Genomic DNA, 24421 nt, shown 5'->3' on the forward strand with positions numbered 1-24421 from the left:
AAATGACTCACTATTATAAAGTGAAACTATAATCAGTGGGGAGGTTCATCCCCCACTGATTGTTAGCCTTCACCAATCGGGCGTTTACGGGCAGTTTATCTCCAGCCGAATTTTGAAGTGGAGTTTTACTGCCCGTTAATGCGGGGTAAACTTTCTAATTCAGTTGTGTTTGTCTTTTCAATATGTTCTACGCTACTTCTCTTATTTCTGGTAGCGCGATAAAACAGTAAACAAACAATCATAAATGGAATACCACAATATAAAGCCATTCTTTGTTCAGGAATAAAAGCCATGCCAACAATTACTGTTAAATTTAATACTAACGCAAGAAGTGGAACAAATGGATACAATGGTGTTTTAAATTTCAAATCCTTAATATCTCCGCCCTGCTTTACGTATGTCCTTCTAGCTAATAAGTTAGATAAAGCAATCGATGCCCAAACTAATATTGCTCCGAACCCTGCAATTGAAAGAAGCCATAAATAAACTGTATCTTCCGCATAAATACCTGATAATAATGAGAGGCATCCTACAATCGTGCTTACAATCAACGCATAAATAGGAACACCGTTTTTAGATAACTTACCAAAAATCGGGCTAATCATTCCTTGATTAGACATAGACCATAGCATACGGGAAGTTGCATATAATCCTGAATTCGCAACCGATAATACCGCTGTAATAATAACAAAATTTATAATATCAGCCGCATAAGGAATACCAATTTTATCAAATACGACTACAAATGGACTTTCTATTACGCCTGCTTGCTGCCAAGGAAATAGTCCTGCAAGAATAAAAATAGATAGTACAAAGAAAACGAGTATGCGCCAAACTGTATTATTAATTGCCTTCGGGATCGTTTTCTCTGGATTTTCACTCTCACCAGCTGCAATTCCAACTAGTTCTGTTCCTTGGAAAGCAAAATTAACTGCAATCATTGTAATTAAAATTGCTGATAATCCATTTGGAAACAACCCTCCATAATCAGTAAAACTAGAAAACATCGGTGCTGGTTCGTTTCCTTTCATATCTAGAAAACCGAACATCGCTGCCCCGCCCAAAATAATAAATGCAATGATTGTAATTACTTTAATACTTGCAAACCAAAATTCAACTTCCGCAAAACTTCTTGAAGATAACGCATTAATAGCAAAGAGCAGTACTGCGAACACTACACACCAAATCCATGACGGTACATCGGGAAACCAGCGTTTCATCAAAATACTAACTGCAATTAATTCAATGCCTATCGTAGCAGACCAGTTTAGCCACGACATCCAGCCGACTACATAACCCGCTGCAGGCGAAATGTGCTTTGTTGCATACGTTTGATAAGATCCTGCATCAGGCATTGCAACCGCTAACTCTCCTAGACAGAGCATCGTTAAATACATAACAAACCCGCCAACAAGATACGCTATAATCGCTCCTCCAGGTCCAGCTTCATGAATTGTATAACCAGATCCTAAAAAAAGACCCGTACCAATAACCCCTCCGAGTGCAATCATAAATATGTGCCGACTTTTCAATTCCCTTTTTAATCCTTGGCTTTGATCCATCACATAAATCCCCCCTTTTCATTTTTTAAAACCCATTAATTGTAAGCGCTTTTAAAACTCTTCATCGTAAAATTAATTATTAAAAAGTGCAAAATACATATCACTTATATTAATCACTACCTGTTATTAAAAGGTCATCCCTTACTGTTATTAATAGTTTTTGATCAGCGATAGCTTGTCCTTCTACCACTTCTAAAGATTCGATATAACCACTGATGCCTACCTTAATTTCTACTTTCTGTTTATCTATCGTTTCAATTAACGCTAATTTCTCCCACTCATATACGTAAGAACTTTCAGTAACAAATAATTTCTCTACTTTCCCGTAACAAGGACTATACACGCCTTCTATAACCGTCTTCACTTAATAAATTCCTCCTCTTAATTAATTTGCACTGAAATGTCGCATACCCTATGAAAAGTTCTAATTCATCCACTCCTTTCATTTAAAGATTTCAATTATTATTTATGCAAGATACGTACCAACCTCAATATCTATATAAAAATTAAGATTTCGTACAAAAAAATCTACATAACCGCAAAATTTTTCTATCATTTAAAAAGTTTTGAAAGAAAATAGCAAAAAAATTTTGCGATTTTATGAGAATTTTAATAAAATTATAAAAAGTCAGTCTTCATAGGGTGAAACGAGGAGAAGATGATACATGCATACAGAAGAAATTAATTTTAAACAAATTATTGAAATGAATGCGCTATATGAAGCTTTACTCAATGAACTCGATATCGGGATTCATATTATTAATGAGGAAAGTAAAACGATTATCTATAACCGCAAAATGATGGAAATTGAATCAATGAACCGCTTAGATGTGCTATATAAAAGTCCCTTAGAGGTATTTGCATTTGAAGAAAATAAAAATAGTACTCTTATAGAGGCATTAAAATTTGGAAAAACAAAAAAAAATATAAAACAAACGTATTTTAACAATAAAGGACAAGAAATTACGACGATTAACGATACTTTCCCTATAATAGAAAATGGAAAAATTAAAGGTGCTATTGAAATTTCAAAAGAGATTAGTCACTTAAAGCAACCAATAAAAATGAGCCCTTCTCGAAAACAAAATACTAAATTCACCTTTGACCACATAATTGGTGATTCTGGAGCTATTCAATCAATCATTGCAGAAGGAAAGAGGGTAATTCGTACATCCTCATCTATACTTCTTGTAGGAGAAACAGGGACTGGCAAAGAACTATTTGCACAAAGTATACATAATGAAAGTCAGCGTTCAACAAAACCGTTTATTTCACAAAATTGTGCAGCTATACCTGATACCCTAATGGAAAGCTTATTATTTGGTACGAATCGAGGTGCCTTTACAGGAGCAATAGATAAATCTGGTTTATTTGAAGAAGCAAATGGTGGGACTTTGTTGTTAGATGAAATCAACTCATTAAGCCCAACGCTTCAAGCTAAGTTACTACGGGCTATACAAGAAAAAACAATACGAAGAATCGGAGGCGCACAAGAAAAAGAAATTGATGTTCGTATTATAGCAACTATTAATGAAGACCCTCTTGAAGCTATTGCACACAATCGGTTAAGAGAAGATTTATATTACCGATTAAGCGTCGTTACTTTATGTCTTCCACCTTTACGGGAACGAAAAGAAGATATTCCAGCTCTTGTTCAGCACTTTATCGAAAAGTACAATATTCAATTCGGGCTCAGCGTAACGGATGTAGATGTACATGTAAGAGAATTCTTTTATGTATACGATTGGCCCGGAAACGTACGAGAATTGGAACATATAATTGAAGGTTCAATGAACTTAATAGAAGATGAAAATATCATTACAGCGTTTCATATACCCACTCACTTTCGCGAACGAATAAAAAAAGAATTCAATATGCAACCTTCACTAACTAATTACAATGCTGATACACCTAAAACTTTAAAGCACACGATAGAAGAAATAGAAAAAAACTACATCACTCAAATTCTTAAAGAGAATAATGGTAATATCTCACAAGCAGCAAAATTTTTAGGATTGAGTAGACAAAACTTACAATATCGAATTAAAAAACTTCATTTACAAATATGAAATGAACCTTTCTCCAATCGTAGAAAAATTGGTAAAATGTGTTAAACTAAACATATAACATGCTAGAAAGGGGCGATATATATGAGTAATGATAAAAAATTAAAGTTAATACAATACTTATACTTTTTCCCTACTATTCTCTGTATGATGTTATTCATTAATGCCGATGTAAGCAGCTCTCCTTATGCAAAGCTATTAGGAACAATTTTCGGCTCCTTTGCAGCTATTATGCTTGCTGCTTTTTGGAATTTGAAAATACGTATGAAGAAAGAGAAATCTTCTTAACAGCAAAACATAAAAAAATCGAGCCTACACAGCTCGATTTTTTACTGATTAAAACTCAACACTCTCCAAATACAAACCACTTGCCTCAGCAAGACAATTAATTTGATTGCGCTGTTTTTCCTCTAAAATGTTCGGAATTGCTTCAGCATCTAATTGTCCTAATCCAACTTCAATTAATGCTCCAACAATTTTTCGCACCATATTATGAAGGAAGCCGTTACCACTTACTCTAATTTGTACAAATCCTGCCTCTTCAGAAACCTCAAGCGTATATACTTCTCGAACCATAGACTTTTTCTTAGATTTTGCATTTGAAAAAGCAGTAAAATCATGTGAACCAACTAAATGTTTCGCAGCTTTTTTCATGCTTTCCACATTTAATTTTTTATTCACGTGCATGCTGTGTTTACGCATGAATGGGTTCGTATGCTCTTCATTCCAAATCTTATAAAGATATGTTTTCGCCTTAGAGTTGTAACGAGCATGGAAACGATCTGGCACTTCTTCCACACTTGTAATACTAATATCATTTGGTAAATATTGATTTAAATACTTTTTCACTTTATGTTCCACTAACTTCTCATCACTCTTAAAGTTAGCCACTTGATTCAAAGCGTGTACACCAGCATCCGTTCTACTACAGCCGATAATTTCAATTTCTTTCCCGACCATTTCAGATATGACACTCTCAATTTTCCCTTGAATCGTATTATCATTATTACCGAGACGTTGCCACCCTTTATAACGCGCACCGTCATACTGAATCGTTAATTTATAATTGTGCATAGTATTCTCCTTCATAGAAAATATTCCCTCATATCGTGAGGGAATATGAATAAACTTTACTTTTTAACAAGTCTTACTACATTTTCTACATGAGCTGTATGTGGGAACATATCAACTGGCTGCACATATTCCACTTCATAACTCTTCATTAATGCATTCACATCACGTGCTAACGATGAAGGATTACAAGATACGTACACAACTCGTTTCGGCTGTACTTTTAAAATTGTTTCCAATAATTTATCATCGCAACCTGTACGTGGTGGATCGACAACAATTACATCTGGACGCCATCCTTCTTTTACCCACTTTGGTAACCATTGTTCAGCTTTACCTGCTTCATACTTCGTGTTTGTAAATCCGTGACGTTTCGCATTTTTTCTTGCATCTGCAATCGCTTCTGGAATTACATCCATACCACGTACTTCCGCCGCATCATTCGCAAGCCAAAGACCAATTGTACCAACACCACAGTACGCATCTACAATTTTCTCATTCCCTGTTAAAGCAGCTGCTTTTTTCGCTTCATCATATAAAACAACCGTTTGCTCTGGATTCAGTTGGAAGAATGCACGTGCTGATAATTCAAATGATAAATCACCAAGTGTTTCTTGAATTACTTCTTTTCCAGCTAATTTAAATGTTTTGTCGCCAAAAATAACAGATGTTTTACGCCAGTTTACGTTTTGCATAATTGATTTAACAGCTGGCATCTGTTTTTGTACTTCTGCAATAAATTGTTCTTTATTTGGCAGTTCTTCTTTTGTTGTAATAAGTGTAACTTGTACTTCCCCTGTTTGAACTGCAGTACGTGTTACAATTGTGCGTACTAAACCTTTTTGTTTTTTCTCATTGTAAATAGAAACATTTAGTTTTTCTAATATACGTCTTACAACTTTTGTCGCTTCATTCGTTGCTTTATGTTGAATCATACAATGGGCAATATCAATTAACTGATGTGAGTTTTGTTTATATAACCCTGTAATAACTTTCTCGTCTTTACGCCCCACTTGTAATTGACTCTTATTACGATAATGCCATGGATTTTCCATACCAAGCGTCGGACGAATTTTCTCTTCCAAAGTGTTATTCATGTACTTCTCAAATGCTTGTACAACGATATCACGTTTTTGATTTAATTGTTCTTTATAATCTAAATGTTGTAGCTGACAGCCACCGCACTCCTCATATACTGGACATGGCGCTTTCACACGATGTGGTGAAGCTTTACGAACCTTTTTCACTTTCGCTTCAGCGAAGCCACGCTGAATTTTCGTTGTCTCAGCAACGACTTCTTCTCCTGGTAATGCCCCTGGAATGAAAACAACTTGTCTCTTAAAATAACCAACGCCTTCTCCGTTAATCCCAAGACGTTTAATTGTCACAGGAAACGTTTGACCAACTTCCAACTTACTCTCATGTTGCTTTTGTATCATGATTACACCTCTACTCTATACTTTTCCATAAATATAACGCTGCATAACTGCAGTATGGTTCACACTCTTGTTTCACGTTTTCTAAAAATGCATCATCAGGTTTATCATCTAATTGAAATACACCTTGCACTGCACGCTGAATCCCAATGTCCGCTTTCGGAAACATATTTTTCCGCCCAAGCCCAAACATTAAAAAGTTTTGCACTGTCCATGCACCAATTCCCCTAATTGGCAACAATTGTGCTGAAACTTCTTCTTCCGTCCCAGTTTCTATACTCGCTAAATCTAATGTACCACGGGCAATACGTTCTGCTAATCCTACTATATATTCAGCCTTTCGCTGACTAAACTTCTGCTCTCTCAATTCTTCTATTGAAATATTTGCTACTATTTCCGGAGTAGGGAAAAAGAATACACCGTTCTTCTCTGTTCCATACCGTTTCACAAATTGTTCTGTTAGCACAGTAGCAAATTTCAAATTTATTTGTTGGTGAATGATACAGCGAAGAAGACAAGCAAAATAATCAAATTCTAAAATAATTGGAGTATAAGCATATGTTTCAAATAGTGGACGTAATGATGTGTTTAAAAAATGATTTTGTATATCTTGAAACGGTTCATTCCAATGAAAAATGGCCCTCATTCGTTTCATGACTTTCTCCGGATCTCCTGTCTGACTAGAAATCCAAAACTGTGGATTTTGAACAGTACCAATCCCTTGCAAGCGAACAACAACCTGTTCCTCGTCTATACAAAGCGGGACATAAATGACTTTCTCATCTAATTGAATGACGTTGAGAGGATCAAAAGATAAACGTTTTAATACTTCTTCAAAATGATACGGATACTCTAACGTAACATGTTCGCTCCACATACGTTTCCCCATCCTTTTTACACATCATTATAGCATGAGAAAACCGCAAGCATACATGCTTACGGTTGATTGCTTTTCACTAAGTCATCTAGACTTTTAAAATGATACCCTTTCTCGCGCAAATCATCAATGATTTTCGCAAGTGCTTCTGCATTATCTTTTGATATTGCATGAAGTAATAAAACAGATCCTGGATGAATCATCGTCATTACATTGTTATGCGCATACTGCCACCCTCTTTGCTGATCCACTTTCCAATCAAGAAATGCAAGTGACCAAAATACATTATAGTAGCCCATTTCTTTCGTAAGAGCTAATGTTCTTTCACTAAATACGCCGCGCGGAGGACGTACATATTTCACTTCTTTTTGCCCTGTTACTTTTTTTATTTCCTCTGTTACACTCGTTAATTCTTCACGAAGTTTTGCATCGTTTACTGCTGTAAAATCTGGGTGACTCCAAGAATGATTCCCAATAATATGCCCTTCATTTTTCATTCGTAACAACAAATCTTTTTGGGTTTTAATATAATGCCCTGTTACAAAGAAAGTGGCTGGTACCTTCTTCTCTTTTAATACATCTAAAATCTGGCCTGTATAACCATTTTCATATCCATTATCAAATGTTAAATAAATATCTTTTTTCTTCGTATCCCCTAAATAAAATCCGCCATTTTTTTGTAGCAATTCTGTATAAAGTTTCCCTGCATCTGGTACTATTTCATTTTTAGGACGCGGAATTCCCCAGTTATGTGGAGTGTTTGTATAAGCCAATGTTGAAACTGGAACAAGTGCCATCATAATTGAAAAAATGAGACCTATATATAACCATTTATATTTCATAAATAGTCTCCTTTCCATATATAATCGTACCTGTAGTTTCTGTTTCTCTGCTTTCTTTCATGCTGAACATGTTTTTCTATATATACCAAAAAAATGCACCTCGAATCATTCGAGGTGCATTTTTGTTTACTTAAATACTGGCTCTTTAAAGCTCGCTAATTTTTCAAGCGATGTTTTATCAACATCAGCATGTAAACTATTACCATGAGAGTCCATCGTTACAACTGCTTTAAAACCTTCAATACGTAAATGCCACATTGCTTCTGGAATACCAAATTGTAAGAAATCAACATCTTTCACTTCTTTAATACATTCCGCATAATATTGCGCCGCACCACCAATTGCGTTTAAGTACACGCCGCCGTGTTCTTCTAATGCTGCTAATGTTTTTGCACCCATGCCGCCTTTACCAATTACAGCACGAATACCAAATTTCTTCATAATATCCCCTTGGTATGGCTCTTCACGAATACTTGTCGTTGGTCCTGCTGCTTTAATTTGCCAATTGTCATTCTCGTCTTTCACTACAACTGGACCACAGTGATAAATAACTTGTCCATTTAAGTCTACTGGACAATCGTTATCCATTAAATGTTTATGGATTGCATCACGACCTGTATACATCATGCCATTAATTGTTACAACATCACCAACGCGAAGTTCACGAATTTGCTCTTCTGTAATTGGTGCTTGCAATACAATTTCACGTTGCTCTGTTTTTTCTTGCACTTCTTGCTCCAGTGTATCGTCGCCTTCTTGATATAGCCAATCCATAATTTCTCCTGTTTCAGGATGGATTTTTACACCAAGGCGGCGATATGCCCAACAATTATACGCAACAGATACGTAGAAGCTAGCTGGCAGGCGATTATATACGCCAATTTTACAACCAAGTAAAGTTGTTTCTCCGCCGAATCCCATCGTACCAATGCCAAGCTTATTCGCATTTTCTAATACATATTCTTCAAGTTTTTGTAACTCTGGTACAGGATTGATGTCATCTAATGTACGGAATAATTGATTTTTCGCTAATTCGTAACCTGATGTTCGGTCTCCCCCGATACCAACACCAATTACACCTGCACTACATCCTTGACCTTGTGCTTGATATACAGCATGAAGAAGGCATTTACGAATTCCTTCTAAATCACGGCCTGCGCGTCCAAGTCCTTCTAATTCACACGGTAAGCTATATTGAATATTTTTATTCTCACAACCGCCGCCCTTTAAAATTAAACGTGCATCAATATAATCTTTTTCCCATTGCTCAAACTTAATAACTGGTGTACCTGGTCCTAAATTGTTTCCACTATTGTCTCCAAAAAGAGAATCAACAGAGTTGGGACGAAGTTTACCATCTTTTGTCGCCCGCTCAAGCGCACTATAGATAGCTTCCTTCAGTTTTAATTGATTCACACCAACTGGTGTATAAATTTTAAAAGTTGGCATCCCTGTATCTTGGCAAATCGGCGAGATGTTATCATCTGCCATTTTAATGTTATTCGTAATTGTGCCAAGTGCCATCGCTGAACGAGTCCCTGCGTTTTCTCGCTCTTTCGCTTGTTGAATCGCACGACGAACATCTTTCGGTAAGTTCGTTGACGTTTCAACAACTAGTTGATACATGCTTTCTTGAAGCTTTTCCATTGTTACTTCCCCCTCAATTGTGAACGCTACCAAAACGTTACGAGATGAAAATTCCATCGTTATACTCTTCAGCCCTTTATTTATCCCGCATGAACGGGCAGTAACACTCCCACCTCGAAATTTGACTAGAGCAAAGAAGTTAGGTTGGAGCCCTGCTGCCCGTAAACGCCCGATTGGTGAAGGCTAATAATCAGTGGGGAATAAACTTCCCCACTGATTAAAGTTTCACTTTATTTCATGCTATTAAAGTATAAATGAGATTTTTCACAACTTGATTATACCTTTTTTTCTATATTCCTTCTATTATCCGTACAGAAAAAGGCTACCAATTTTGTATTGGCAGCCTTTTTAATATATTATTCGTCTTTTTTAAATTGCTCACATTTTAATTCTAATTCATCTAACATCGCAAGAAGACGATCTACATCTTCTAACTCTACTTCTTCAGGTTCAATTGTATCAATTACTTCAATGAACATATTTAAACGCTCTTTTAAATATACTAATTGTGTATCTTTATCTTGAATTGCTTTTCCCATGAAGGCACTCTCCTTTTAATTCGAGTTGCTTTTATTATACCGCAAAAATGATTGCTATGGGCATGAAATTTCATCAATTTTGTCACGATTATCCGCTATAATGTAAGCCCTCTCTCTTTTTCCGCTAAAAAGTTTCACTTTATAAAAAGTACATATTCTTCTATTATAGAGAATGGACAAATTGTTATTTCAATAGTCAAAGGAGTATTTCATATGACGATATCACAAAAAATGAAGCCGATTACTCCTTCTTACGATCCATGGGAAGCGTATATGGACCTTGAAGAGTACGGCAAACTACTATTAACAAACGTTGAGTTTACAACGACAACGTTATGCAATATGCGTTGCGAGCATTGTGCTGTTGGTTACACATTACAGCCGAAAGATCCAAATCCGCTTCCGATGGAGCTTTTATTAAAACGATTAGATGAGATTCCTCATTTACGTTCTTTAAGTATTACTGGCGGAGAACCTATGCTTTCAAAGAAATCCGTCGACAACTATGTAACACCACTCTTAAAATACGCTCATGAACGAGGCGTTCGCACTCAAATCAACTCAAACTTAACTATAGATTTAGCACGTTACGAACAAATTATTCCTTATTTAGATGTGCTGCATATTTCTCATAACTGGGGAACAATTGATGACTTCGTTGAAGGCGGATTTGCAATGATGGAGCGTAAACCTACTTATGAACAACGTGCAAAATTATTCGAACGAATGATTACCAATAGTAAAGCTCTATCCGATGCAGGTGTACTCGTATCAGCCGAAACGATGTTAAACAAAAGAACTCTACCACACATTGAACATATTCATCGTCAAATCGTTGAGGAAATGGGTTGTAAACGTCATGAAGTGCACCCAATGTATCCAAGTGACTTCGCTAGCACACTTGAAATTTTAACAAAAGACGAAATTCGAAAAGCTATTGAACATTTATTAGAAATTCGTGACGAAAATGTATGGATGTTATTTGGAACATTACCTTTCTATGCATGTAGTGATGATGAACGCGATTTAGCTACATTTAAGAAATTACATGAAAGTAAAAATGTAACTGTACGTAATGATCCAGATGGCCGTTCTCGTTTAAATGTAAACATTTTCGATGGAAATATTATTGTGACGGACTTTGGTGATGTTCCGCTTCTAGGAAACATACAAACAAATACATTACAAGAAGCATATGAGAAATGGAGCGCTTCAAAAACAGCAAAATCATTAAGCTGTCATTGCCCTGCGGTGAAATGTCTTGGACCGAATGTTCTTGTAAAAAACAGCTACTATCCAACAGAAGATTTCTTATCAAAAAAATCAAACCTTATGTTATAAATAAAAACGTCAGCTTATATGGGCTGACGTTTTTTTATTTCATTGCGCATGCGACGAGGAAATAAATTTAAAAAACAAATGATCATGAATTGGAATAGCTGCTCCAATTCCTTGAGAGGTAACATTTTTTACAACAAGTCTTTTTTGATTTCCTTTTAAAACAAGGTACACTTCTCCAAACGTTACTTTTCCTTTTTCATTTACTGCTGGCGTATAAGCATATAAATATCCAAGTTGACTCGGACTAATATTATACACACGCTCATGTCCTGTACCATAACCAATGGTCGTTTTAAATGAAAGTGGCAACTGTACTTTTTCAAGCGCTTTTAGCAGCATCATTTTTTTCACGTCTGTAGCATCTTTCATATCTGCTGTTAAATCGCCTTCAATCGTCTTTTGAGTTTCTTGCTTATAACGAAGTGGATATAAGCGATCTCCTCCTCGATTATCGTACACATTACGATTCACTTGTTTATATTCCCAATTAATCGATGTATCTACCGATTCATAATTTAAAGCCCATTGACCTAAATAAATTTTCGCGCGGTACCCTACTGCAAGCGGTGCATTTGAAATTGTCGTTTCATTAAACATCCGAATTAAGTCCGGATTTTCAATTTTAATATTTGCTGTTTTCAATAGTTCTTGAGCAAATTTACTAGGCTGCAAGCGCGGCAAATCTTGCGCATCGTTTGGAAACGTATTGTCTTTTGAAATATTTAAAACAGATGAAGGCATTTTTGTTTCTACCGTTGTCTTTGCAAAACTACTGTTAGGAAATAATAAAATAAACGAGACCATGGCTGAAAGACATATGCTGTATACTCGTTTCACCTGTCTGGCTCCTTCCTACATAAAGGTATATATACTACTTTGTTTATTGTTTTCTCTGAGCACAATTGTTATGCCTATTTTTCATAATAAATAAAAACCAATTCCCATAATGACGTACGCAGCTAATAAAGTGCCTCCTTCAAACCAGTTTGTATCCCCATCATTGGAGATTGCAATCGTTAAGAAAACAGCTGTAATCATGGACACAAGTTCTGGTATTGTAAACACTAAAGGCATCCTTTGTACAAAAAACATAGAAAGCAATACTAATACAGGAGCAACAAACATCGCAATTTGTAATGTAGAACCTACTGCAATTTCAACTGCAATATTTACTTTATTTTTATAAGCCATAATAATTGCAGATGCATGTTCCGCTGCATTTCCAACAATTGCAACGATAATAACCCCTATAAATAACTCTGACCAGCCAAATGACTTCGCAACCGTCTCAAATGTATGCACGAGAGCCTCCGACACATAAGCTACTGCAATCGTCGCTATCGCTAAAATAAGGAGTGCTTTACCTTTCGACCACTCTGGCTCTTCTTCATGCACTACTTCGTCACTTTTATGTTGATATACACCACGGTGCGTAACTAACTTAAATAGCAATGCAGCAAGGTACATAATAATCATAATAATAGATACGCCAATACTTAATTGATACGTCTTTCCCGCATCCATCTTCATTGAAAAAATTTCTGGAATAACAAAGGCTACGACAACAGCAAAAATTAATAAAGCTGAATTATGTCTTGCGTCGTAAACATTAAAGCTTTGTCTTTTATATTTTAATCCACCTATAAAAAAGGACAGCCCTCCTACTAATAGTAAATTTCCAAGTACAGAACCCGTTAACGAAGCTAACACAACTTCAATTAATCCTGCCTGAAGTGCGAAAATTGAAATGATAAGTTCAACGGCATTACCGAAAGTTGCATTTAATAATCCACCTATTCGAGGTCCAGAAACAATTGCCAAACTTTCTGTTGCTCTCCCCATAAACCCCGCTAATGCGATAATTGTAATGCAATATACAGCAAACATAATCGTTTGAGGCCAATGCATTGTTTTTCCGAGTACAGAAAGTGGTACACCTATAAGTGCTACTATAAGAAATATTTTATTAAACATGCTTTCCATCCTTCCATCGTATGTATTTCTCCTCATCATTAATATTATTCTTCTCCTAACTTGTCCGATTTCATCACAATTACGTTTAAAAAATCAGATTGAAGAAAACAGTATGAAAGATATTTAATTTATCTTGTTTAAACGGAGAAAATTATAAATTATGAAAAGAGGTTAAAAGTATGCACTTAAAAGAAAAAATTGCAACGATTATTCAAGGACAAAGAACAGGTGTGTTATCTACTGTACGTAATGAGAAGCCACACAGCGCTTTTATGATGTTTTTCCATGAAGATTTTGTACTATACGTTGCAACAGATCGACAATCAAAAAAGATAACAGATATCGAAAACAATCCAAATGTACATGTACTGCTTGGACGAGAAGGAAAAAAATTAGATGAAGATTATATAGAAGTTGAAGGCTTAGCTTCAATCGAGGAAGACTCAACATTAAAAAACAAGTTTTGGAATAATAGCTTAAAACGCTGGTTACTTGGTCCTGAAGACCCTAATTACGTATTAATAAAAATCAATCCTGACACAATTTATTACATCGATGGTGCAGGTACGACGGAGCCCGAGTTTTTACGACTATAAAATAAAACAAGCCCCCCTTAGGTGGGCTTGTTTTGTCGAAAAATTCTTCTGAAAAAAACAATAAAATAGGTGGAACTTTCTAAAGATTCTGTTATATAATAGCAGTAACTTAAATAAACTGTATTAAAACAGACTGAGAGGAGAAATAAAATTGATGAAAAGAGAAGAACGTAAAAACATGATTGAGTTTATTGAAAAGAAAAAAGGAATTGAGCGTGACGAATTATTGTTTATGACAGACGATGAAGTAGAACATATTTATAATGTAACTTACTTTTTATATGAGGAAATTGCAGAGTAGTATAATAATCCCCACCTTATTAAAAATATAAGGTGGGGATTATTTCGTTATTAATACATGAGAATGATTTTCATGTATAATAATGTAAGATTGGAGGAATTTTACTATGAGCTCATGGCTATTATTCGCACTATTATCAGCAATTGCTGCTGCCCTTGTATCTATTTTTGGAAAGATTGGTTTAGATGGAATCGATGCCAATGTTGCTACGACAGTTCGTTCTATTATTATGGCATTATTTATGATAGGCGTTATTATTATACAAGGTAAATTTCAAAATATCGGCGACGTACTGCTAAATAAAAAAGCACTGCTATTTATCACATTAAGTGGGGTTGCAGGTGCTTCGTCATGGCTATTTTATTTTCTTGCCTTAAAAACAGGAAAGGTCTCTCAAGTAGCCCCTATCGATAAATTAAGTGTAGTGTTTTCTATTATTCTTGCGATGATTATACTCGGTGAAAAGTTAAACTTTATGACTGGTATCGGTGTAGTCTTTATTACAGCTGGTGTACTATTTATTGCTTTCAGCTAAAAAAACCGCTATTAGCGGTTTTTCTTTTTCTTTATGTAAAACCATACAATGCATGTAACAACTGCTGAAATGATTAAAATCCATATTCCATAATGATGTAAACTATACTCGACAAATCGCCACTTCTCTCCTAACTTCCAGCCAAGTCCGATAAAAACACTTATCCAAATGAGCGCACCACCGTAAGCGTACAAGCAAAAACGCCAAAGTGTTAAATTCGAAACCCCAGCAAAATATGCTGTTAAATGACGTACTCCTGGTATAAAGTAACCAATCATTAAAAGAAATGGACCGTATTTTTCAAATAAAACATGTGTTTTTTCAATGTGATGTTCTTTAATTCTAACTTTCGGCCCATATTTTTTTAAAACAGGCAGACCGAGTTTTAAACCTAATATGTAACTTAATGTAATACCTAACATCGCACCCGCCATCCCACTTGAAAAAGCAGCAGTTCCTGACATAACGCCTTTTGAAACATTATAACCAACAAAGGTCAATAAAAACTCGTCTGGTATCGGTAATCCGACAATCCCACCAGCCAATGCTATAATAATTCCAAAATACCCATAATGCGCGATTAACTCGCCAATATGTTGTTCCATTCGGAAGACACATCCTATGCACGATCGTTATTCCACATTTTGCCCGTTCTCTCTTTAAGACAAACATGGTATACATATTCACTATACATTGTTTTTATAATGAACTCTACTTCTACCCATTCTTTTAACAGCGATCAAGTGAAACTTTAATCAGTGGGTATTTTGTCTATCTCCACTGATTATTAGCCCACACCAATCAGGATTAAAAAATAAAAATTCATATGCTTGTTTTTTTGTTACAATAAAGGAAAGCTACTTTTCGCAACGGTTTAACTCTCAAGAAAAATGATACATCTAGCAAAAACATAGTTTGGTCTATATAATACAACTTCTATCTATTAAAAAACATGTACCCTTTTACATACAACATCATTTTTCTAAATTATACAGGGGGGAACGAACATGACCATTGAAAATCAATTTATCCAAAAAGTTTACTATAAAACATTTTTAACAGAAGAAATTTCTACTCCAGTATCGGAAGTACTCGGTGAAGCATACATAAATGAATCTAAAAATGAATTCTCCAACATTTCTAATATTCGCTTTGCTCAAGGTGAATTTTATTATCAAAATAAAGATTTTGAAGCAGCCATATTTAAGTGGGAGAAAGTAAATAACGACCTTGAACTTTGGGCAACCAAAAATATTGCTGATGCCTATTTTGAACTCGGATTCTTACCAAAAGCAGAAGAAATTTATCAATCTATTCAAACTGAAGGTACAACTCTTACGATGGAAGTTTCCTTGCAACTTCTTTCTCTTTATATCGAGCAAGATCGTTTAGGATTAGCTTTTAAGACGATTAGTGAAGCTGTGGCATTTCAACCAGACTATCCGAATATTACTGCAATCGCACGTTCTTTCTATGAAAAACAAGAAGATTGGAACAACGCTATCGAACTTGCAGTTCAAGAGGGAATTCGAACAAAGTCATTACATTGGTTCGATACTTTAATCCATTACGTAAACCAAGGATTTACTAAACAAATCAAACCAGAATATTTCTATGATTCTTTAAAAGCTTTATATGCAATTGACCAAGTCCAATTTAAAGAGTTTGTTATTGCCCTTTGGAACAGCTATCAAAATGAACCATTATACCTTTCTTGGATCCAAAGCATGAATCATTTATTTTTACATATTGAAACAGATAACAATGACAATTGGAATGAAATTTCTATCCGCTACCAAGAAACATACTTTGCATTAATTACTGGCGATCATTTTATGCATGAATTAAACGGTCTTGTTCCTGATTTATTAACAAATTGGTTTAGTTTAACAAAAGCAAAGGATTCCTTACTTGTTTCTGCCGCCGTATTAGCATGGAATGAAGTTGCACCTACAACTTTAGAATCATTACTCGTAAAAAGTGCTGGAGCCTTACTTTCTAATTCATCAGCTGAAACAAATGTAGATATGGAAACCGTTTCTCATCTATTCGAAACAATTGCTGAATGGGCCGAGAAAAATGATGTAGATTTAAGTCATCAATTTACGCTACTCGTCCATGAACTATGTGATTTACATGTTAATAAACTACTAATAGCTGGAACAAGTGACCATGATAAAGCGTCATTCGTTAATTCAATATTAGGAGAGAACATCTTAACTGAGACTTTAACAGCTCCTATTCTATTTAAAGACGATAGTCAAACTGCAATAACGGAATTCAATGATCTAGATGTAAAAAACATCTCGAACTTTGATGAAGTCCATCAAATAATGGATACATCTTCCCAGTCAGAACTTGAGAAAAAATGTATAGAAATTAAGTTACCAAGTAGATTTTTAAGAAAAAATAAGTTTGCATTTCTTGTTACACCATCTGTTCAAGGACAATTGGATAAAAACAGCTCATACTTTGAATACTTACAGGCAGCAGAGAGCCTTATTTACATATTAAATTCTGCCTCACCATTACATGGCGAAGAACTTGATACATTACTTTATTTACGTGAACAAGTGCCAAACTTACAAATTCATTTCGTATTACACACAAATAATACGACTACCAATGAAAATCTAATTAGTAAACTTACAGTCCATTTCCCAAATGCAAAATTCTTCCCGTACTCTCCTTCCCAAGAGAGTAGCCAGCAACTTGGGGATGTAACAGAGTCCATTCTCTCTAATCTTGCAGAACGTGACATAGAGAAAGAACGTATAGAAAAGCTAATATGGTTTACTCAAAAGACAATCGCTTACCTTGTAAATGAACGTGTAGAATTAGAACATACATTAGTGAAATCAGTACGCTGGAATAAACATATATCTGTAAAACTTAATGGATTTATTAACAATCTTACCGCTCTTGAAAAAGACAAAATCCGTTCTATTACAGAATCTTATCTTTTAACGAAAGAAGAAATTACACAAGATATACATTCTCAAATTCCTGAATTATTACAGAGCTGTTCTGACCTTGTTCAAGAAGATAGTGATTTCAAATTAGTTCATGAAGAATTAAATGCTGCGATGAACGAACGAATTGACAAACATGTACAACAAGTGCTTCTTCCTAAATTTACTGGGTCTATTCAAGACTGGATTGAAACAGCACATAATGAATTTATTCAAGCTCAAGCTTATTTAGATGAAATGAGTGAAACGTTCAATAAATTATATAAAGAAGAACGTATGAAACTTCCTTGCGATTTCAAATTACTAGATGATTGGCATCGAGATGTCGTACGAATGACAAATAGAATTACAGTAACGAACATCAACATTTTATTACGCTTCACACCGACACAATTTTTCTTAAAGAGTGCCGGAAAATTATTTGGTAATATGCAAAAAAACCAATCTATGCTCGCAAACAAATATAAACAATATATTGAAACGGAAGACTATACAGAAATTGCCCAAACAATTTCAAAACAATTCTTCCTTCAATTTGAAGTATTTGAAGGTGCACTAGAGCGTGATATCATGATGTTCTTTAAAGATCCACTTAGCGTATTGAAACAAAATGTAGAAGCCGCTCAACTTGAAATACAAGAAGACGAACAAACATTAGCAACGCTAAGAAGCAACCCAGAAACTTATCATGATCCTTTAGCATTATTTAAACTACAACTATTGCAACACAAATTTGTTATAAGTACTAACCAAAACAATGAAGACGTCTTTGTATCTAACGAGTCTCCTACTGTTTAACATAAAAAACCAAGCAAACTGAAATTTGCTTGGTTTTTTACTTTAATTTATTATTTTCACATGTTCAAATGGATAATAAATTGCCTCTAACTTTCCTAATACATCTGCTCTATCAATAAGTCCTAAACCATTTCTACTATCCCTACTGATTAAGCGATTATCTCCCATAACAAAAATCTTATTTTTAGGGATTGTAATAGGTCCAAAGTCCTCTGTTAAATTCATCAGTTTTTTTTCAGCTTGTTTTTTATTACTATGCAAATACTCCTCATTTTTCACCTCATGATTCACATATAATTGGTCATTTCTCATCTCAATTACATCACCCGGTAACCCAATCACTCTTTTCACATAAAAATTATCCGTCTTCACAACAATAATGTCTTCTCTACCATAACTTTCAAATTGCTTTGCCAACTTATTAACAATTATCTTATCCCCATCTTGTAACGTTGGCCTCATAGATGCTCCTTTTACAGTTGTAGGGAAAAACAAAAAGATTTTTGCCAAAAACGCTAATAAACATGCACTTGCAATTATTCCAAAGAACTCACGCAAACGTTTTTTCTTTTGCATCATTCCACCATCTCATTGTCTTTTTATTTATATTATAAATACTTCAGATAGTTGTTTTCCATAAAATTATAAATTATATAATTATGATATTGAAATTTTAAAACGCTATTCCTTACAAGTTTATTATTTTGATATATCATATTTTATATTTATTAAGCAGAAATTTTCCTATGAATTTTACACTTAACAAATACTAAAACTAATTAAACAAATATATTAGAATATCAAAGAAAAAGATACTCTCAAAATAGTCTATCTACTATTTTTGAGAGCATCTTTTTATAGTCCTACATATACAATACACATCTGAGCAGCGACATATGTAAACCAAATCCAAAGTGGTTCATACTTCAGCTTGCGGCCACCAATATCTGTCACACCAATAATAAAATCAGAAATCACAAACAGCAAACCACCAAGCGCTGGTATCCACCATATTCCTGTATTCTCATAGTATAAGGCGAATGCAAAGCAAGCCATTCCCCCAACCCACAAGCCGTAAATTAGGGCTCCTATCGTAAACAGTTTGTCCTGTTTTTCATTTCGAATAAAAAAGAACCACCCTATAATTAGAAAGAGTCCGTATACGAGTAAACCAATCCAAAAACCATTCCATGAAATACCTGTTTGCAAAAATGCTTTTACATAAAAACAATGGGCAAGAGCAAAAGTAACCATCCCTCCAATTAATCGATGGCCAAAGGGAATCAAACCTGCCATAAATAAATCTCCTAAAGTCGATAAAGTCATTCCTAATGCAACCCAGCTGCTATACTCTATCGATGGATCTTGTAGCCATATCCAAATCGCACTACCTGTTAAAGAAAAACTAAGAATAAGACGAACTGCTAAAGGTAACGGCATATTTTCTCTTGTTCTTTTTGTCTGTCCTATTGCATAAATTGCTCCTGTTAAAAAAATAATTATTTGTCCGATTAACACAATGTAAAGTACATTCATAATATGTTCTCCTCAATAAATGCTTTAATGTATCTTTTTTCGTTATATATAGTCTGTTCTCCTTTTTCTACATAAAAAAAGAAGAACAATACTGTTCTTCCATTTTAATCGCTTTTTTGTTCTCTACGCTACTTGTTTTTTTTGCTCCATTTTCTGCTTAGCCGGGGTACGATTTACGACAATGATTCCCGCTGCTACACATGCTAGACCGAATAATACAAATGAATGAATTGCTTCTCCTAAAATCATGCTCGATAATAACACACCAAAGACAGGTATGAAGAACATATACATCGAGACTTTTCCTACTTTGTTATACTTCATAATTGTATTCCATATACAAAATCCCGCTGCCGATAAGAACGATAAATATATGAGCATAAGTATCGTATATAGGTTAAAAGTAAATGGCATCGCTCCAACTTGTAATGCACCTATACATAGTAACCCAACTGATCCAAAAATCATTTGGTATGCTGTCATATACCCAATATCTAACGTTTTACTACCCTCTTTTGCTAATATATTTCCATACGAATACATCATCGCTGCCCCAAGAAGTAATAAGCTACCTATTCCAAAATGGAATGATAAACTTCCATCACTCGGTACATTCACTAAAATGACACCACAAAATCCGATTGATACGCCCATTATTTTTCTCATATTGAGAGCATCATCTTTATATAAAAAGTGTGCGAGTAAAATTTGAAAGAATGATGATGTTCCTGAAATAATCGCTCCTTCAATTCCTGAGCTATAACTCATTCCAATATAAAAACATATATATTGAAGAAAAGTTTGGAACAAACCAATTTGAACTAACTGCTTCCCTGTTCCTTTTTTGAACTGCATATCTTTTCCTAGCGCTTTAAAAAATAATAAGAGCATTATACCAGATAAGAAAAAGCGATAACCAGCAAATAATATTTGTTCTCCGACTTCTTGTGGCCGAATCCCAAGTTCAGCATAGCTTAATTTAATAAAGGGAAATGCGCTTCCCCATAAAAAGGTTGCTACTATCGCAGCAATAAATACACCAATCGGATGAGTAAAAAATTTCTCTGTCTTCACTTGTTGTCTTCCTTTCCGATCTTTTTATGAACAATATTCATATATACCAAAGGAACTGTAAAAACACAAGTTTTCGGTTTATACTTGAAACAAAAACATATCATCTCTCAAAAACATATGCTATACTATAGAATAATTACAACATAATAACTATTAAAATCAGATTTAACAGAAATGCTGCTATCCGTTACGGATGGCAGCTTTCGTCGTTTTATAGGGGTTTCGATTTTGATTCTTTTTCTCAATAAGAATTTGAAAGGGGCGAGTAATAATGAACTCGGAAGTAAAAACATTACCATCAAAACAGAACGTACCTAATCCATCTTGGATTCAAACACTAAAAAAGCACTATGAACTTATATTTGCAATCTTATCTGGTATTTTCATTTTAGCTGGCTGGTTATTCACAAAAAATGAGGCGATAAGTGTAGGTATTACTTTCTATATCCTCGCTTATGTAATTGGAGGATTTGCAAAAGCGAAAGAAGGCATTGCAGACACAATTGAAGAGAAAGAGCTAAATGTTGAAATGCTCATGCTCTTTGCTGCTATCGGTGCTGCCATGATTGGCTATTGGGCAGAGGGTGCTATTTTAATCTTCATCTTTGCGCTAAGTGGTGCAATGGAATCTTATACGTTAAGTAAAAGTCAAAAAGAAATTTCAGCACTTCTTGATTTACAGCCTGAAGAAGCATTACGTATTTCAAATGGAACCGAGGAACGTGTTCCTGTTGGAGAATTACAAATTAACGACATTATTTTAATTAAACCCGGTGAACGTGTTCCTGCTGATGGCACAATTCATAATGGTGAAACAAATATTGATGAAGCTGCTATTACAGGAGAACCTATTCCGAATGAGAAAAAATTCGGCGATGAAGTGTTTGCTGGAACTGTGAATTTACGTGGTGCTATTGAAATTACAATTACAAAGCCGAGCGATCAAACATTATTCCAAAAGATTATTCGTCTCGTTCAAAGTGCACAAAGTGAAAAATCACCATCACAACTATTCATCGAAAAATTTGAAGGAACATACGTAAAAGGTGTACTACTCGTTGTTGCGCTTATGATGTTCGTTCCTCACTTCTTACTGGATTGGAGTTGGAATGAAACATTTTATCGCGCTATGATTTTACTTGTAGTCGCTTCTCCTTGTGCACTAGTTGCAGCTATTACACCCGCAACTTTATCTGCAATTTCTAACGGAGCGAGAAACGGTATTCTCTTTAAAGGCGGCATTCATTTAGAACGTCTAGCTTCAGTAAAGGCGATTGCCTTTGATAAAACAGGAACATTAACACAAGGAAGACCTACTGTAACAGATGTATATGTTCGAGAAGGTATAGCAGAAAGTGAAGTACTTTCTATTACAGCATCAATTGAAAGTCACTCTACACATCCTTTAGCTGAATCCATTGTTAAATATGCAAAACATGCTTATGATATTTCGATAAAAAAACCCGAAAACGTTGAAGATGTAACTGGTTTTGGATTAAAAGGAACATTAGAAAATAAAGCTTATAAAATTGGTAAAGCTGATTTTATCGGGGAAGAAACAAAGACATTTCATAATGGTATTTCTACCTCCCTTGAAAAAGAAGGGAAAACTGTCGTTTATATAAGTGATGAAGATGGTATCCTTGGACTTATCGCTTTAAAAGATACACTCCGCCAAGAAACCATTGCTGCTATTCGCGATTTACAAAGCATTGGTGTGGAAGCAATCATGATTACTGGCGATAATGAAGAAACCGCAAAAGCCATTGCTGCTGAAAGCAATATAAAAGAATATTATGCATCCTGTTTACCAGAAACAAAAGTTGAAACGATTAAAAAGTTAAAAGAAAAATACGGTACAGTAGCAATGGTCGGAGATGGTATAAATGATGCACCCGCGCTCGCTACTGCTAGCATTGGTGTTGCAATGGGTGAAGGAACAGACGTAGCTTTAGAAACTGCAGACGTTGTACTTATGAAGAACGAATTGTCTCGACTTTCCCAAGCCATCCGTTTATCAAAACGAATGAACCGTATTGTAAAGCAAAATGTAGTATTTTCTCTAGCTGTAATTGCACTGCTAATCTGTTCAAACTTCTTGCAATTTTTAGCTCTTCCATTTGGTGTTATTGGGCATGAGGGAAGTACAATTCTTGTCATTTTAAACGGGTTACGATTATTAAAAGGAAACAAATAAAAACGGGTCCCTCATAGAGGACCCGCTTTTTTTAATGGTAGCTATTATGCCCGTTCGCACTACTACTTGTTTTATGCTTCGGATGCGAACTGCTCTTTTGTTTATTGTTGTTTTTATTATTGTGGTTCTTTTTATTATTACTCATGAAATATCCCCCCCTGTTCCTTTTTATTATGGAACAAGAGCTCATTATTCATTACGGGAATTATTGTCACCCGTTCTATAGTGATGGAGTAGACCATTAATTTCACCGCCAAGTAAAATTACCCATCCAGTTAAGTAAAACCATAACATTAAAATAATAATTCCACCGAGACCACCATATGTATTGGCGTAATTCGCAAACTTATCTACATAATAAGCAAATGAGTACGATACCACAATCCACCCTACAGTAGCAAATATTGCTCCTGAAATGACTTCTCTTCTTTTTAACTTTCGATCTGGTGCAAATGTATATAAAAAACTAAACAAGGCAAATAGTACGAAGAAACTCGCTACTAATCGTGTAATACTCCATACGTAAGAAAAACTATCCGATAAACCAATTGCTTTAAATACCGCTGCCCCAATCACTTGTCCGAACACTGGGACAATTAGAGCAAACACAATCATAAAAATGATGGCTAATGTAAACACAATTGATAAAGCTCTTGTTTTAATAAAGGAACGTGTTTCGGTTACATCATACGCACGGTTAAAAGCATTCATAACCGCATTTACTCCATTTGAAGCAAACCATAGCATCGACAGTAAACCAAATGATAATAAACCACCATTTTGCTCATTTACAACTTTATCTACGTTTACTTCAATTAAGTACATTGCATCTTCAGGTACGTACGGTTCTAATAAATTGAGCACACTTTCTGTTTGAAGGTCAATAAATCCAAGAAGCGTAATTAAGAAAACAAGCCCAGGAAAAATAGCAAGTAAGAAGAAATAAGCGAGCTGTGCTGCCAAGCCCGCTACATCATCACGCATCGTCCGATCGTATAAATCTTTACCGAACGAATAAGTGCGATTTCTTCTTACCTTTTCTAAAATTTTTCTCATA

General features: G+C 35.0%; 23 protein-coding genes. 8 read left to right on the forward strand and 15 right to left on the reverse strand.

Annotated elements, in window-relative coordinates:
* Positions 1-125 precede the first annotated feature (125 nt).
* Together A6J74_RS14485 and A6J74_RS14490 are read right to left on the reverse strand one after the other, a co-directional pair.
* Entirely contained in the window at positions 126-1565 is a 1440-nt protein-coding gene (locus tag A6J74_RS14485; RefSeq protein WP_000969264.1) for an amino acid permease, read from the reverse strand.
* 106 nt (positions 1566-1671) lie between these two features.
* Positions 1672-1926: a biotin/lipoyl attachment domain-containing protein gene (locus tag A6J74_RS14490; protein ID WP_000859494.1), complete on the reverse strand. Its 255-nt coding sequence runs from the start codon at positions 1924-1926 to the stop codon at positions 1672-1674.
* A 301-nt stretch (positions 1927-2227) separates the two neighbouring features.
* Between A6J74_RS14490 and A6J74_RS14495 the strand changes: the two genes are divergently transcribed.
* Complete coding sequence (locus A6J74_RS14495) at positions 2228-3631, forward strand: sigma-54 interaction domain-containing protein (protein ID WP_000556687.1); 1404 nt, start codon at positions 2228-2230, stop codon at positions 3629-3631.
* Positions 3632-3712: 81 nt separating this feature from the next.
* Complete coding sequence (locus A6J74_RS14500; protein WP_000063850.1) at positions 3713-3916, forward strand: hypothetical protein; 204 nt, start codon at positions 3713-3715, stop codon at positions 3914-3916.
* Between the two features lie 48 nt (positions 3917-3964).
* Here the strand turns inward: A6J74_RS14500 and truA are convergent, their stop codons facing one another.
* From truA to A6J74_RS14530, 6 genes are all read right to left on the reverse strand, one after another.
* Complete coding sequence (gene truA / locus A6J74_RS14505; protein ID WP_000553129.1) at positions 3965-4702, reverse strand: tRNA pseudouridine(38-40) synthase TruA; 738 nt, start codon at positions 4700-4702, stop codon at positions 3965-3967.
* A 56-nt stretch (positions 4703-4758) separates the two neighbouring features.
* The gene (gene rlmD / locus A6J74_RS14510; RefSeq protein ID WP_000615220.1) at positions 4759-6138 is read right to left on the reverse strand and encodes a 23S rRNA (uracil(1939)-C(5))-methyltransferase RlmD; all 1380 of its coding nucleotides are present in this window, start codon (positions 6136-6138) and stop codon (positions 4759-4761) included.
* Between the two features lie 10 nt (positions 6139-6148).
* Positions 6149-7012, reverse strand: coding sequence for a DNA-3-methyladenine glycosylase family protein (locus A6J74_RS14515; protein WP_000269448.1), 864 nt, complete (start codon positions 7010-7012; stop codon positions 6149-6151).
* A 59-nt stretch (positions 7013-7071) separates the two neighbouring features.
* Positions 7072-7854: a delta-lactam-biosynthetic de-N-acetylase gene (pdaA, locus tag A6J74_RS14520; protein ID WP_000875966.1), complete on the reverse strand. Its 783-nt coding sequence runs from the start codon at positions 7852-7854 to the stop codon at positions 7072-7074.
* Positions 7855-7980: 126 nt separating this feature from the next.
* Complete coding sequence (gene fumA / locus A6J74_RS14525) at positions 7981-9501, reverse strand: class I fumarate hydratase (RefSeq protein ID WP_000413539.1); 1521 nt, start codon at positions 9499-9501, stop codon at positions 7981-7983.
* A gap of 356 nt (positions 9502-9857) precedes the next feature.
* Positions 9858-10040, reverse strand: coding sequence for an SE1561 family protein (locus A6J74_RS14530; RefSeq protein ID WP_000513558.1), 183 nt, complete (start codon positions 10038-10040; stop codon positions 9858-9860).
* Between the two features lie 213 nt (positions 10041-10253).
* On the opposite strand from A6J74_RS14530, the gene yfkAB reads away from it, so the two are divergent.
* Positions 10254-11381: a radical SAM/CxCxxxxC motif protein YfkAB gene (gene yfkAB / locus A6J74_RS14535; protein ID WP_000156031.1), complete on the forward strand. Its 1128-nt coding sequence runs from the start codon at positions 10254-10256 to the stop codon at positions 11379-11381.
* Positions 11382-11420: 39 nt separating this feature from the next.
* On the opposite strand, the gene A6J74_RS14540 is transcribed toward yfkAB, so the two are convergent.
* Positions 11421-12218 carry a YfkD famly protein gene (locus tag A6J74_RS14540; RefSeq protein ID WP_002093842.1) on the reverse strand — a complete coding sequence of 266 codons (798 nt, stop codon included), beginning with the start codon at positions 12216-12218 and terminating at the stop codon, positions 11421-11423.
* Positions 12219-12299: 81 nt separating this feature from the next.
* Entirely contained in the window at positions 12300-13355 is a 1056-nt protein-coding gene (gene cax, locus A6J74_RS14545; protein WP_002105682.1) for a calcium/proton exchanger, read from the reverse strand.
* Between the two features lie 179 nt (positions 13356-13534).
* On the opposite strand from cax, the gene A6J74_RS14550 reads away from it, so the two are divergent.
* The 3 genes from A6J74_RS14550 to A6J74_RS14560 all read left to right on the forward strand — a co-directional run bounded on the left by A6J74_RS14550 (position 13535) and on the right by A6J74_RS14560 (position 14787).
* The gene (locus tag A6J74_RS14550) at positions 13535-13951 is read left to right on the forward strand and encodes a pyridoxamine 5'-phosphate oxidase family protein (protein ID WP_000550219.1); all 417 of its coding nucleotides are present in this window, start codon (positions 13535-13537) and stop codon (positions 13949-13951) included.
* A gap of 154 nt (positions 13952-14105) precedes the next feature.
* Positions 14106-14252 (forward strand): BH0509 family protein, encoded by a 147-nt coding sequence (locus A6J74_RS14555; protein WP_000817786.1) that lies wholly within the window; start codon positions 14106-14108, stop codon positions 14250-14252.
* Between the two features lie 106 nt (positions 14253-14358).
* On the forward strand, positions 14359-14787 hold the full coding sequence (locus A6J74_RS14560) for an EamA family transporter (RefSeq protein ID WP_000100302.1): 429 nt from the start codon (positions 14359-14361) through the stop codon (positions 14785-14787).
* Between the two features lie 11 nt (positions 14788-14798).
* Here the strand turns inward: A6J74_RS14560 and A6J74_RS14565 are convergent, their stop codons facing one another.
* Positions 14799-15392, reverse strand: a complete 594-nt coding sequence (locus tag A6J74_RS14565; RefSeq protein WP_000434869.1) for a DedA family protein — start codon at positions 15390-15392, stop codon at positions 14799-14801.
* Positions 15393-15794: 402 nt separating this feature from the next.
* Between A6J74_RS14565 and A6J74_RS14570 the strand changes: the two genes are divergently transcribed.
* Entirely contained in the window at positions 15795-18557 is a 2763-nt protein-coding gene (locus tag A6J74_RS14570) for a tetratricopeptide repeat protein (protein ID WP_000151398.1), read from the forward strand.
* 42 nt (positions 18558-18599) lie between these two features.
* On the opposite strand, the gene lepB is transcribed toward A6J74_RS14570, so the two are convergent.
* The 3 genes from lepB to A6J74_RS14585 form a co-directional block, all read right to left on the reverse strand.
* Positions 18600-19136 (reverse strand): signal peptidase I, encoded by a 537-nt coding sequence (gene lepB / locus A6J74_RS14575; protein WP_000983290.1) that lies wholly within the window; start codon positions 19134-19136, stop codon positions 18600-18602.
* Positions 19137-19412: 276 nt separating this feature from the next.
* Positions 19413-20093, reverse strand: coding sequence for a lysoplasmalogenase (locus A6J74_RS14580; protein ID WP_001102002.1), 681 nt, complete (start codon positions 20091-20093; stop codon positions 19413-19415).
* 123 nt (positions 20094-20216) lie between these two features.
* Complete coding sequence (locus A6J74_RS14585; protein ID WP_000845698.1) at positions 20217-21167, reverse strand: DMT family transporter; 951 nt, start codon at positions 21165-21167, stop codon at positions 20217-20219.
* A 271-nt stretch (positions 21168-21438) separates the two neighbouring features.
* Between A6J74_RS14585 and A6J74_RS14590 the strand changes: the two genes are divergently transcribed.
* Positions 21439-23364 carry a heavy metal translocating P-type ATPase gene (locus tag A6J74_RS14590; RefSeq protein ID WP_001083762.1) on the forward strand — a complete coding sequence of 642 codons (1926 nt, stop codon included), beginning with the start codon at positions 21439-21441 and terminating at the stop codon, positions 23362-23364.
* Between the two features lie 189 nt (positions 23365-23553).
* Here the strand turns inward: A6J74_RS14590 and A6J74_RS14600 are convergent, their stop codons facing one another.
* Positions 23554-24420, reverse strand: coding sequence for a YihY/virulence factor BrkB family protein (locus A6J74_RS14600; RefSeq protein ID WP_001226534.1), 867 nt, complete (start codon positions 24418-24420; stop codon positions 23554-23556).
* Between the last annotated feature and the right edge of the window lies 1 nt (position 24421).

This window comes from Bacillus sp. FDAARGOS_235, assembly GCF_002073415.2.
GTDB classification, from domain to species: domain Bacteria; phylum Bacillota; class Bacilli; order Bacillales; family Bacillaceae_G; genus Bacillus_A; species Bacillus_A toyonensis.

Coding starts and splice junctions, on each gene's coding strand:
- A6J74_RS14565 (WP_000434869.1), bottom strand. CDS start 15,392: ATGGAACAACATATTGGCGAGTTAATCGCGCATTATGGGTATTTTGGA.
- A6J74_RS14590 (WP_001083762.1), top strand. CDS start 21,439: ATGAACTCGGAAGTAAAAACATTACCATCAAAACAGAACGTACCTAAT.
- rlmD (WP_000615220.1), bottom strand. CDS start 6,138: ATGATACAAAAGCAACATGAGAGTAAGTTGGAAGTTGGTCAAACGTTT.
- A6J74_RS14580 (WP_001102002.1), bottom strand. CDS start 20,093: ATGAATGTACTTTACATTGTGTTAATCGGACAAATAATTATTTTTTTA.
- A6J74_RS14555 (WP_000817786.1), top strand. CDS start 14,106: ATGAAAAGAGAAGAACGTAAAAACATGATTGAGTTTATTGAAAAGAAA.
- A6J74_RS14600 (WP_001226534.1), bottom strand. CDS start 24,420: ATGAGAAAAATTTTAGAAAAGGTAAGAAGAAATCGCACTTATTCGTTC.
- A6J74_RS14530 (WP_000513558.1), bottom strand. CDS start 10,040: ATGGGAAAAGCAATTCAAGATAAAGATACACAATTAGTATATTTAAAA.
- cax (WP_002105682.1), bottom strand. CDS start 13,355: ATGTTTAATAAAATATTTCTTATAGTAGCACTTATAGGTGTACCACTT.
- pdaA (WP_000875966.1), bottom strand. CDS start 7,854: ATGAAATATAAATGGTTATATATAGGTCTCATTTTTTCAATTATGATG.
- yfkAB (WP_000156031.1), top strand. CDS start 10,254: ATGACGATATCACAAAAAATGAAGCCGATTACTCCTTCTTACGATCCA.
- A6J74_RS14500 (WP_000063850.1), top strand. CDS start 3,713: ATGAGTAATGATAAAAAATTAAAGTTAATACAATACTTATACTTTTTC.
- lepB (WP_000983290.1), bottom strand. CDS start 19,136: ATGATGCAAAAGAAAAAACGTTTGCGTGAGTTCTTTGGAATAATTGCA.
- A6J74_RS14495 (WP_000556687.1), top strand. CDS start 2,228: ATGCATACAGAAGAAATTAATTTTAAACAAATTATTGAAATGAATGCG.
- A6J74_RS14560 (WP_000100302.1), top strand. CDS start 14,359: ATGAGCTCATGGCTATTATTCGCACTATTATCAGCAATTGCTGCTGCC.
- truA (WP_000553129.1), bottom strand. CDS start 4,702: ATGCACAATTATAAATTAACGATTCAGTATGACGGTGCGCGTTATAAA.
- A6J74_RS14515 (WP_000269448.1), bottom strand. CDS start 7,012: ATGTGGAGCGAACATGTTACGTTAGAGTATCCGTATCATTTTGAAGAA.
- A6J74_RS14570 (WP_000151398.1), top strand. CDS start 15,795: ATGACCATTGAAAATCAATTTATCCAAAAAGTTTACTATAAAACATTT.
- fumA (WP_000413539.1), bottom strand. CDS start 9,501: ATGGAAAAGCTTCAAGAAAGCATGTATCAACTAGTTGTTGAAACGTCA.
- A6J74_RS14550 (WP_000550219.1), top strand. CDS start 13,535: ATGCACTTAAAAGAAAAAATTGCAACGATTATTCAAGGACAAAGAACA.